This window comes from Sphaerisporangium aureirubrum (genome assembly GCF_042658925.1).
Lineage (GTDB): Bacteria > Actinomycetota > Actinomycetes > Streptosporangiales > Streptosporangiaceae > Sphaerisporangium > Sphaerisporangium aureirubrum.
Map to the genome: position 1 here is coordinate 1 of NZ_JBHSRF010000052.1, position 11,260 is coordinate 11,260.

Below are 11,260 nucleotides of genomic sequence, written 5' to 3' on the forward strand. Positions count from 1 at the left end.
CGGCGGCGCTGCGAGGGGGGCGGGGGGCGCTGGTCGTGGTGCCGGACGGGAAGGATGTGGCACTGGTCGACACGGCGTTGCGGCGGCTGGTGGGGGAGGGAATGTACGTCACGATCACGGCGGACCTGGGGCCCGCCGAGCGGTATCGGCGGTGGTTGCGGGTCCTGCGGGGGGAGGTGCGGGCGGTGGTGGGGACACGGGGGGCGGCGTTCGCGCCGGTGCGTGACCTCGGGCTGGTGGTGGTGTGGGACGACGGGGACGATCTGCACGCCGAGCGGCTGGCGCCGTACCCGCACACGCGGGAGATCCTGGGGCTGCGGGCCCACCAGACCGGCGCGGCCATGCTCATCGCGGGCCACGCGCGCACGGCCGAGGCGGCGCGGCTGGTCGCCTCGGGCTGGGCGCGGCAGATCAACCCCTCCAGGGAGGCCCTCCGGCGGTACGCCCCGAGGGTGCGGCCCGCGGGGGAGGACGCCGACCTGGCCAGGGACGCGGCGGCCCGCGCGGCACGCCTGCCCACCGTGGCCTGGACGGCGCTCAAGCACGGCCTCACCACGGGCCCGGTCCTCATCCAGGTCCCCCGCCGCGGCTACCTCCCCGCCCTGGCGTGCCTCCACTGCCGCACCCCGTCCCGCTGCACCCAGCCCTCTCTCCCCGTGCCGGAACCCCACGACCTCCCCGGCACCCCGCCCGTCCCCCGGCGCCACCGCCCCCGCGAGAGCACGCTGAGCGGCCTGGTCCTGGACACCCACCCGGCCGAGAGCGACGCGCCCCGGCTGGGTGACGCTTCTCGGCGGGGTGACGCTTCTCGGCTGGGTGATGCCCGGCTGGGTGACGTTCGGCTGGGTGATGCCCGGCCGGGGGACGCTCGGCCGGGTGACGCCTCCCGGCCGGGGGAGGCGGTGCAGCCCGCCCTGTGCGGGGGGCCGCTGGCGCTGCGTGGCGGGCACGCCGCGCCGTACTGCCGGTGGTGCGGGCGGATCGCCGGAGGCTGGCGCTGCCGGATCTGCGGCGGCGACCGCTTCCGCGCCCTCGTGGTGGGCGCGCGGCGCACCGCCGAAGAGCTCGGCCGGGCGTTTCCAGCCGTGCCGGTGAAGACCTCGGGACGGGACGCGGTGCTCGCCACCGTCGAGGCGACCCCCGCCCTGGTGGTCGCCACCCCCGGGGCGGAGCCGGTCGCCGAGGGCGGGTACGCCGCCGCGGTGCTGCTGGACGGCTGGGCCCTGCTCGGCCGTCCCGACCTGCGCGCCACCGAGGAGACCCTGCGTCGCTGGATGAACGCGGCGGCCCTGCTGCGCCCGTCCGCCGAGCTGGTGGTGCTGGCCGACTCGTCGCTTCCGCCCGTGCAGGCCCTGATCCGCTGGGACCCCGTCACCCACGCCGAGCGCGAGCTCACCGACCGCACGGTCCTCGGCTTCCCCCCGGCCGTGCGGATGGCCACCCTCACCGGCCCCCCGGCCGCCGTGCGCGAGATGATCGTCTCGCTGCGGCTGCCCCGCGAGACCCAGATGCTCGGCCCGGTGCCGGTCGAGACCCCCGGCCGCCCGGCCGTCGAGGAGGAGCGCGCGATGCTCCGGGTGCCCTGGAGCATCGGCGGCGCGCTCGCCAGAGAGCTGAAGGCGGCGGCGGGCGTGCGGTCCGCTCGCAAGGCTCCCGACCTGGTCCGGGTGTGTATGGATCCCATGGATCTGATCTGACCGGCGGTCGCCGATTCGCGGTGCTGTTAGTAAGCCGTTAGTTTCTCCCTGTGTCGATCGAATGGGTGAACGGGGCCATCGAGGAGATCCGGGCGTGGGGGCGCTCGAAGGACATCGAGGTGGATGTCGAGGAGATCCGGCTCCTGTGCGACTACGCCAGCGACTATCTCAACGTCGGCGAGCTCGCCGACATCACGCCCGCGACGTTCGAGCAGCTGCTCCTGGACATCTATCCCCGCAAGGTCATCGCGCCGCCGGAGAGCGCGGAGGAGACCGTCGCGGCGTCACTCACACTGGTCGACTTCCTGCTGGACAGCGGGGAGATCGGCACCAAGATGGCCGCCCGCATGCGCGACCGCATCACCGAGATCGCGCCCGAGATGCCGGCCGCGCTGGCCGACACCACCAAGTTCGGCATGGCCAAGAGCCTGTTCGCCGCGATGGGTGCCGACGACGAGGCCCTGGACGGCCCGCCCCAGCCGTTCCCGAGCGGTTTCCCCGCGGTGCCGCGCCCGGTGCGCCAGGCGGCGGAGTCCGAGGCGTGCGACTGCTGGGAGTGCTCCCCGCTGCCCGCCGTGCGGCTCCCCGCGCCGGAGGAGGTGGCCGAGGCCGTCCGCGCGGACGGCCTGCTGCGGCACGCCCACCAGGTGGTGGTCTGGATGCGGGACGGCGGCCATACCCCGACCGCCCGGGGCGCGCTGCGGGTGCGCGACGCCCGGCGCATCACCGCCGACCTCGGCGTCCCGGCCCCCGCCCTCGCCTGGGAGCTCGCCCTCTCCGTCGGCCTGGCCGAGGTGTACAAGGACGACAACGGAGACAAGGCGACCAAGGGAGACAAGGCGGCCAAGGGACCCAAGGGCGCCGTCGCGGTGCCCGAAGGCTTCCGCCCGCTGGCGGCCAGGGACGACGAGGAGGTGCTCGACCTGTGGGCGGGCACCGTCGCCTTCCTCACCGGCGGCCCGCTCGCCCAGGTCACCGGCTCCCCCCAGGTCGACGCCGAGCTGCTCGTCCTGCACGACCTGCTCTACCGCTCCCCGGAGCCCTTGCCTCTCGAGACCTTCGGCGACCACCTGTCCGGCGTCTGGGGCACCGACGAGCGCGACCCGCCGGCCGCGCACGGCGGGCCCTCCGGGACGTCCCACGACACGACCGGCCCGCGGGCCGCCGCACCGCGCGTGCCGGCCCACCCGGCGAGCGGGCCCGGCGAGCCGCCGAGCGCCCCGGCCCACTCATCGGACGACCCGCTGGACGGGCCGGACGAGCCGTTGGACGCGCTGGCCGTGGCGATGGACGAGCTGGCCCGGTTCGGCACCGTCGAGCGGGCCGAGGAGGCGGTGCGGCTGACGCCGCACGGGCTGTGGGGGCTGCGGGAGGTGTACTCCCGGATGGGGATGACCGCTCCGGTCGCGCCGGACCCCGCCGGAGGGGACGCCGAGGGTCTGGTCGCCGCGCTGCTCGGCGGTGTGACGCCCGCACAGGCCGAGCTGGACATCGCCCGGTGGCTGGAGCGCCGTACCCCCGCCGAGGCGGCCCACGACCTCCTGGAGGCCGTCCGGGGGGCCGAGGCGCCGCGCCGTGGCGTCGCCGCCGGCGTCGTCGACCGGCTCGGGCCGGAGGCGGCCCCGTCGGTGCGCGCCTTCCTGGACGACCCGGAGCTGCGCCCGCACGCCGTCCGCTGGCTGGACCGCCACGGGCTGGACGCCCCGGAGCTCACGCCGGAGGAGATCCTCTGGATGAACGTCGACACGCTGGCCGTGGCCGTGCCCACCGCGGACGACGACTCGGCCGGGTTCGCCCGCGCCCTGGCGGCGGCCCGCCCGTCCACGCAGGTCATCGAGGAGATGTGGCGGGTCGACCACCCCGACGTCGCCGAGGTCCTGGACCTCCTCGGCCGCCATCTGCCCGACAAGGACGTCGCCAAGGCGGCCCGCAAGGCCGCGTTCAAGGCCCGGTCCCGCGGCATTCACTGACCGGCCGGCGGTTCTTCCCGCGCCCTGCCGGAACGGTCTTGGTCAACGTCGGGCATGGGTCTTCGCGTGTGGCTGGTGTGGAGTAAGTTGCCTGAATGGCGAACACCGGGGACGGCGGGATCTTTGATCTTGGCGAGCTGCGCAATCTCATCGACGAGCTGGGGAACGTCCCCAGCGAGGAGCGTGAGTCGATGCTCGCCGAGCTGGCGGGTGGCGACGATGGCGACGACCGTTCCGACCGCGCCGTCCCCGCGGCCGACGTCCTCAGCTTCCCCCCGGTCGAGCTCGCCGACCCCGAAGAACTCGCCGCCTCGGTGCTGGAGGTCCCGCTCGTCCGCGACGCCGTCCGGCTGGCCGGCTGGACCGGCAGCCGCGAGGTGACCCCCGAGGGCATGCCTCTGCCCGAGGACGCCGACCTGGCCGTGGCCGATCTCGGCCTGGACCTCGCGCGGCTGCGCCTGGTCTGGATCGTCGCGGTCAACACCGGCCTGCTGCGGATCAGCCGGGCGAGCGCGTCCCCCGGCCCCGGCCTGCCGCCCGGCCTGCTGGAGTTCTGGGACGGCGTGGTGATGGACGTGCTCGACCGCACCGACGAGGGCCTGACCGGCTCCGCCGTGGTCGACGAGCACCTGACCGAGATGCTCGCCACCATCTACGCCACCACCGACGGCATCACCTACGGCGCCCTGGTCGAGGGCATGCTCCAGGCGCACGAGATCGCCTGCCAGGCCCGGCCGGGGGAGATGCGGCGGCTGCGCGAGATCCTGCCCGCCGAGCTGGACGGCGCCCTCGACCTGCTGCGGTACTGCGGCCTGTTCCGGCAGGACGGCGACGCGGTGCGCCTGTCGCCGCTCGGGGTGTGGGCGGTCCGGCAGGACCTCCTGCGCGAGGGGCACGACGCGCCGCTGCTGTCGGAGGTCGAGGAGTTCGCCGAGCTCAGCGCGGTCGAGCTGGTGGAGGCCATGCTGTCGGGCCAGGCCCCGTCCAGCGCCCCCACGCTGTGGGTGGAGCGGCGGGCCGCCGAGGACGCCGCCCGTGAGCTGATCAAGGTGGCGGCGTCCGGCACGGCCGGGCAGCGCGGGGTGATCGGCACCGTGCTGGAGGAGATGGGCCCCGAGGCCGAGCCCGCCATGCGGGAGGCCCTCGCCGAGCCCGCGATGTGGCGGCACGCCGCCGTGTGGCTCGGCGTGCGCGACCTGGACGCCCCCGCGCTGAGCGAGGAGGACGGCACCTGGCTCGCGGTCGACACGCTTGCCACGCTGCTGTACATCCCGGACGTGCAGGAGGCGATGGGCGAGTTCGAGGCGCTGGAGCCGGGCGACGAGCTGCTGCGCCTCATCGAGGACATCAGCCGCAGCCCCCACCCCGACGCCCTCGCCGTGCTGGACCTCCTCGCCACCCGCCACCCCGACACCGTCACCGCCAAGGCCGCCCGCAAGGCCGCCATGAAGTCCCGCTCCCGCTGACCCCCCACCGTGCCACCCGTGCGGGCCTCGTCCACAGGGCCGACCGGGGTGGCGGTGATGAGCCATAAACTGGTGGGGCCCCTCACGTCCTGATCTGAACGGAGTCGTCCGTGCCCATTCAGTCGATCCGCCTGTTCGGCGATCCGGTGCTGCGCACCCCCGCGGAGCCGGTCACGGACTTCGACAAGGAGCTGCGCAAGCTCGTCAAGGACCTCACCGACACCATGATGGACGCGCCGGGGGCCGGCCTCGCCGCGCCCCAGATCGGCGTCGGGCTGCGTGTGTTCACCTACTACGTGGACGAGACGCTCGGTCACCTGATCAACCCCACCCTCGACCTCGGCGACGAGCTGGACGAGGAGGGCGAGGAGGGCTGCCTGTCGTTCCCCGGGCTCGCCTTCCCGACGCCGCGGGCCATCCGCGCCGTCGCCAAGGGCTTCGACATGCACGGCGAGCCGATCACCGTCGAGGGCACCGACCTGCTGGCCCGGTGCGTGCAGCACGAGACCGACCACCTCGACGGCGTGCTGTTCATCGACCGCCTGGACGCCAAGCAGCGCAAGCTGGCGATGAAGGCGATCCGCGAGGCCGAGTGGAGCGGCCTGTCCGCCCCCGTGGTGAAGGTCTCCCCGCACGTCACTCAAGGCAAGGCCCTGTAGCCCCGTGCGCCTCGTCTTCGCCGGAACCCCGGACACCGCCCTGCCGCCCCTGCGCGCGCTGCTCGACTCGCCCCGCCACGAGGTGGTGGCCGTGGTGACCCGCCCGGACGCCCAGTCCGGCCGGGGGCGCAAGGTCCACTCCAGCCCGGTCGCCGAGCTGGCCGAGTCCGCCGGCATCGAGGTGCTGAAGCCCGCCAAGGCGGGCGACCCCGAGTTCCTGGCCCGGCTGGCGGCCATCGGGCCCGACTGCTGCCCGGTGGTGGCGTACGGCGCCCTGCTGCCGCAGCGGGCGCTGGACATCCCCAAGTTCGGGTGGATCAACCTCCACTTCTCGCTGCTGCCCGCCTGGCGCGGCGCCGCCCCCGTGCAGCACGCCGTGCTGCACGGTGACGCGATCACCGGGGCGGCGACGTTCCAGATCGTCAAGGAGCTCGACGCCGGGCCGGTGTACGGCGTGGTGACCGAGGAGATCCGGCCGTCCGACACCAGCGGCGAGCTGCTCGGCCGTCTCGCCGAGTCGGGCGCGGGCCTGCTGGTCGCCACGCTGGACGGCGTCGAGGACGGCACGCTGCACGCCCGTCCCCAGCCCGCCGACGGCGTCACCTACGCCTCCAAGCTCGAGGCGCCCGACGCACGGGTCGACTGGTCGGCGCCCGCCATGCGCGTCGACCGGCTGATCCGCGCCTGCACGCCGGCGCCCGGCGCCTGGACCGAGTTCCGCGACACGCGCCTCAAGCTCGGCCCCGTCCGTCCCGCTCCCGACGCCGGGCGCCTCGCCCCCGGCGAGATCGCCGCAGGCAAGGACACGGTGCTGGTGGGCACCGCGACCCACCCGGTCCTGCTCGGCGACGTCCAGTCCCAGGGCAAGCGCCAGATGACCGCGGGCGAGTGGGCCCGCGGCGTACGCCCGTCCCCGGACGACCGCCTCGGCCGACCCTGAAAGACGATCATGACTTTGGGAGCACCGTGACCCAGGCCGCCGGCCGCCCCGGCCGCGACACCGGCGACCCGTCCAACCGGCGGGCCCGCCCCTCCACCCCGCCCGAGGACCGCTCACCCGGCTCCTCCGGCCGCCAGGGCCGTTCCGCCGGTTCGGGTGGTTCGTCCGGCGGTGAGGGGCGTTCGTCGGGCTCCTCCGGGCGTCAGGGCCGTTCTGCCGGTTCGGGTGGTTCGTCTGGTGGTGAGGGGCGTTCGTCGGGGTCCTCTGGGCGTCAGAGCCGTTCGTCCGGGGCGGGTGGGGCGTCCGCCGGCCAGGGGCGCGTGTCCGGGGCGGGTGGGGGGTCCGGTGGGCAGGGGCGTTCTTCCGGGGGCTCCGGGGGGCAGGGGCGGGCTCGGGCAGGGGGGAAGGGGAGGCGGCGGCCGGAGCGGGACGAGGCGCGGAATGTCGCTTACGACCTGTTGCGGGCCGTCGACGAGCGGGACGCGTACGCCAATCTGATGTTGCCGTCGTTGTTGCGGGATCGGGGACTGGCGGGACGCGACGCGGCGCTGGCCACCGAGCTGGCCTATGGGACGCTGCGCGGGCTCGGCACGTATGACGCGATCATCGCGATGTGCAGCGACCGGCCGCCGGAGGAGATCGACCCGCCGCTGCTGGACGCGATCCGCCTCGGCGCGCACCAGCTGCTCAAGACGCGCGTCCCCCCGCACGCGGCGGTCAGCGCCACCGTCGACCTGGTGCGGCTGCGCGTCGGGGCCGGCGCGTCGCGGTTCGCCAACGCCGTGCTGCGCAAGATCGCGAGCCGGGACCTCGAGCAGTGGCTGCCCATCGTGGCCCCCGACCAGGAGCAGGACCCCCTAGGCCACCTCGCCGTCGCGCACAGCCACCCCCGGTGGATCGTCTCGGCTTTCCGCGACGCCCTCGGCGGCGACCTGCGCGAGACGGCCGAGCTGCTCGCCGCCGACAACGAGCGGCCCGGGGTGACCCTGGTCGCCTGGCCGGGGCGCAGCTCGGTGGGCGAGCTGGTGGACGCGGGGGCCATCGCCTCCCGCTTCTCGCCGTACGCGGCCTACCTCCCCGAGGGCGACCCGGGGGCCGTCCAGGCGGTCGCCGACGGGCGAGCCGCCGTCCAGGACGAGGCCAGCCAGCTGGTCGCCCTGGCGCTGACCCGCGTGCCGGTCGAGGGGCCGGACCGCACCTGGCTGGACATGTGCGCGGGCCCCGGCGGCAAGGCGGGCCTGCTGGACGCGCTCGCCGTGCAGGAGGGCCGCAACCTGCTGGCCGCCGACCTGCGCTTCCACCGGTCCCGCCTGGTCTGGCGGGCGACCCGCCGGGCCGGGGTGATCACCGCGGACGGCGCAGAGCCCGCCTGGCGGTCGGGGGTGTTCGACCGGGTCCTGGTGGACGCGCCCTGCACCGGCCTCGGCGCGCTGCGCCGCCGCCCCGAGGCCCGCTGGCGGCGTGTCCCCGAGAGCGTCCCCGACTTCACCGCCCTGCAACGCCGCCTGCTCACCTCCGCCCTCGACTCGGCCCGCCCCGGCGGCGTGGTGGCGTACGTGACGTGCTCCCCCCACCTGGCCGAGACCGCGGTCGTGGTCGACGACGTGGTGAAGCGCGCGGGCGGCGTGGAGGTCCTGCCCGCCCGCCGCTACCTGGACGAGATCGGCGGCCTCGGCGACGGCCCGCACGCCCAGTTCTGGCCGCACCGCCACGGCACCGACGCGATGTTCCTCGCCCTCCTGCGCAAGGTGTCCTGAGCGACGCCCGCGGACGGCCGCGTGGGATGATCGGTGACGGCGGCGCCACGGGGAACGCGGGGGCCGCCGGGGAGCGGGAGGGGACGTCATGTCGTATCCAGCGGCGCTGTACTTCGGGGAGCGGGGGCTGCCGACGGCCGCGTACCGGCCTGCCGGGCAGGAGCCCGATCTGACCATCGGCGCGGGCGGCACCGAGGTGAGCTATCTCGCCACCGGGGCCACCACGGCCGGGCTGTTCGGGCTGTACCGGTGGGACATGGGGCCACGACCGAGCGGCCCGTCGGCGCACTACCACCGCACCATGGCCGAGTCGTTCTACGTGCTGTCGGGGACCGTGCGGCTGTTCGACGGCGGCTCCTGGATCGAGGCCAGGCCGGGGGACTTCCTGCATGTGCCCCCCGGGGGCGTGCACGCGTTCCGCAACGAGTCGGGTGAGCCCGCCTCGATGCTGCTGCACTTCGCGCCGGGCGCGCCTAGGGAGGCGTACTTCGAGGAGCTGGCCGAGATCGCCGTGTCCGGTCGCACCCTCACCGCCGAGGAGTGGACGGAGCTGTACCGGCGCCACGACCAGTACATGGTCTGACGCGGCGCCGCCGGTGGGGACGGGCAGGGCCGTCCGCGCCGCCGGCGGGCGCCGAGGTGCCCGGCAAACCGGATCAAGCCCGGTCGCGGTCAGGACGTGACTGGGGGAGTCATGCCCGTGTCATAGGGTCGGAATATCGGGATGACATGATGATGAGCCTTGCTAATTTTTCGCTGGAGCTGTTAGCGATATCCCACATTTAGGCAGGCAAGGCTGCGGGATATGATCAAGATTTTCGTACGCGGTAACCCACTGGCATGCGAGTGCCGGAGGTGGCGCGGATGCCGCGGGAGCGGGAGCAGGCGCGGAAAAGCTTGACGATTCAATTGCCGCTGAGCTCGCCGGGGACGCGTCGGCTCATGAGGCATCTCTCCTTCCGGCTGGTCCCGGTGTGGTGGGTGGATCCCGGCGAAACAAAAATTTATCTTGACGTTGCCGGGGTGGGGTGGGAATATCACGAGTGGTCGATGTTAGCACAAACGTGACATGGGCTGACTCCTGAATGTCATGTGACTGACTCCTGGATGTCATGAAACATCGGCATACTCGGATGTGACTCCAATTCATCGCATCAGCTGGCGGACCGGTGTGGCTGTACTCGGAACACAACGCGCTTCTGAAACGGCGGCCCTCTGACCGACCTGAATGTGCTCGTCCCAAGTAAATGGATGTGCCTTCCAAGCCTTTCGCGACGCTGAGATGTTCCTATGTGCGATGTTCGGTGCCGGGTTTCCGATCTGCTGGACAGCGCGCTCATCACGGTGCCGCTATCGACTCCGCGATTATCCCGGCCGACCTTGGGCGTGGCCGCGGGGCTCGTCCCGTCATATCGCGACGGGGGTGCGATGGTCGATCTCGGTGACCTCTGGGCGGAGCCGGTGATGGCCTCGCGACTCCGATACCGCTGCACACCCACGCTGATGTCCGAGCTGATCGGCACCACCCTCGCCGACGCGCACGAGACTTACCGGTACCGGCTTGCACTTGTGAGCCGCTTGATCTTAACCATGAGATCGACCCGCTGCTCGAAGGCGAAGGAGCACAGGTGAACACCCTCATCACGGGCTCGGCCACCCAGCCGCTGTGGCGCCGCAAGCAATCCTTGCTGGACAACGGCGGGCCATGCGAGGCTCCGCGCCAATGAAGATCTCACTGCTTGGCCCACTGGAGGTATTGGACGCCGCCGGCAGCAGGATCACGCCGGGTTCCTTACGGCAACGGATGCTGCTCGCTCACCTGTGTGTCGATGCGGGGCGCGTCGTCTCGGCTGATCAACTTCTGAGTGCCCTGTGGCCCAGTGAGCGGCCTCGCACGTCGTTCACGGCACTTCAAGTGAACGTCTCCAGGTTACGGAAGTACCTGGCGAACGCCGGAGTCGATCCCGGCACCGTGGTCACGGCGCCGGACGGGTACGCGATAGATCTGGAATGCCATCAGCTGGATGTCCACGACTTCCGCGATCTGGTCGTCGAGGCGAGGCAGAGCGTCCGGGAACGTCGTCTGGAGTCCGCGACCAGGCAGCTCAGGCAAGCGCTGTCGCTGTGGCGAGGCGACCCCTTTCGCGATCTGCGAGACTCGGTGGTCCTCGCATGCGCGGCGCGGGCGTTCGAGGAGGAGCGGAACGCCGCCTACGAGATGCTGATCCAACTCGAACTGAACCTCGGGCGCCACAAGCACATTATCGGCGAGCTTTATGAACTGACCTCGAGGTTTCCCACCTGGGAGACGGTGCACGCACAGCTGATGATCGCGCTCTATCGAGCTGGCAGGACCGCCGAGTCTCTCACCGTCTACGAGGCGATTCGCCGGCGCCTGGTGGCGGAGCTCGGCATCGAGCCGTCGGGTTCCCTCAAGAGGATCCAGCTCGCCGTTCTGCGTCAGGACGACCAGCTCGAATACCCTCGGGTCGCGACGATGGTGGTAGGCGGCGGAGCCGGTTGACCACGTACGTGACGCGGTAGATCCGCCGGGGCGCGCCGGGCACCACCGGCGACCAGAGGTGCGGGAAGTACGGCTGCTGTCTTGCCTCACCTGCGGGACCCATGTGATGCGGCGTGCGTTTCCGGTAAAAGTGACATAGCCCGGCATACGGCCGGTAGCACGTGTTCTCGGGTGCCTGATGCGGCCGCGACGCTCCACGTTCACCGGCGCGTCATCGCATGGCCGCCAAGAAAGGCGCGAACCAGCG

Annotated in this window: 8 protein-coding genes; all 8 read left to right on the plus strand. The window is 72.9% G+C overall.

The features are described from left to right. Window positions 1–101 precede the first annotated feature (101 nt). Window positions 102–1,697: a hypothetical protein gene (locus tag ACFP1K_RS27520; RefSeq protein ID WP_380758613.1), complete on the plus strand. Its 1,596-nt coding sequence runs from the start codon at window positions 102–104 to the stop codon at window positions 1,695–1,697. Window positions 1,698–1,747: 50 nt separating this feature from the next. Then, the gene (locus ACFP1K_RS27525) at window positions 1,748–3,667 is read left to right on the plus strand and encodes a hypothetical protein (RefSeq protein WP_380758538.1); all 1,920 of its coding nucleotides are present in this window, start codon (window positions 1,748–1,750) and stop codon (window positions 3,665–3,667) included. 95 nt (window positions 3,668–3,762) lie between these two features. Beyond that, window positions 3,763–5,133: a hypothetical protein gene (locus tag ACFP1K_RS27530; RefSeq protein WP_380758540.1), complete on the plus strand. Its 1,371-nt coding sequence runs from the start codon at window positions 3,763–3,765 to the stop codon at window positions 5,131–5,133. 110 nt (window positions 5,134–5,243) lie between these two features. Beyond that, the gene (gene def, locus ACFP1K_RS27535) at window positions 5,244–5,792 is read left to right on the plus strand and encodes a peptide deformylase (RefSeq protein ID WP_380758542.1); all 549 of its coding nucleotides are present in this window, start codon (window positions 5,244–5,246) and stop codon (window positions 5,790–5,792) included. 4 nt (window positions 5,793–5,796) lie between these two features. Continuing rightward, window positions 5,797–6,732 carry a methionyl-tRNA formyltransferase gene (gene fmt / locus ACFP1K_RS27540; RefSeq protein ID WP_380758544.1) on the plus strand — a complete coding sequence of 312 codons (936 nt, stop codon included), beginning with the start codon at window positions 5,797–5,799 and terminating at the stop codon, window positions 6,730–6,732. 320 nt (window positions 6,733–7,052) lie between these two features. After that, window positions 7,053–8,489: an RsmB/NOP family class I SAM-dependent RNA methyltransferase gene (locus tag ACFP1K_RS27545; protein WP_380758546.1), complete on the plus strand. Its 1,437-nt coding sequence runs from the start codon at window positions 7,053–7,055 to the stop codon at window positions 8,487–8,489. 88 nt (window positions 8,490–8,577) lie between these two features. Continuing rightward, entirely contained in the window at window positions 8,578–9,072 is a 495-nt protein-coding gene (locus ACFP1K_RS27550) for a cupin domain-containing protein (protein WP_380758548.1), read from the plus strand. Window positions 9,073–10,212: 1,140 nt separating this feature from the next. Then, window positions 10,213–11,013, plus strand: a complete 801-nt coding sequence (locus tag ACFP1K_RS27555; RefSeq protein ID WP_380758550.1) for an AfsR/SARP family transcriptional regulator — start codon at window positions 10,213–10,215, stop codon at window positions 11,011–11,013. Window positions 11,014–11,260 lie beyond the last annotated feature (247 nt).

Bases quoted from the DNA above. Each gene is read 5' to 3' on its own strand.
- ACFP1K_RS27520 (WP_380758613.1), top strand. From the start codon at position 102: ATGTACGTCACGATCACGGCGGACCTGGGGCCCGCCGAGCGGTATCGG.
- ACFP1K_RS27530 (WP_380758540.1), top strand. From the start codon at position 3,763: ATGGCGAACACCGGGGACGGCGGGATCTTTGATCTTGGCGAGCTGCGC.
- ACFP1K_RS27550 (WP_380758548.1), top strand. From the start codon at position 8,578: ATGTCGTATCCAGCGGCGCTGTACTTCGGGGAGCGGGGGCTGCCGACG.
- ACFP1K_RS27555 (WP_380758550.1), top strand. From the start codon at position 10,213: ATGAAGATCTCACTGCTTGGCCCACTGGAGGTATTGGACGCCGCCGGC.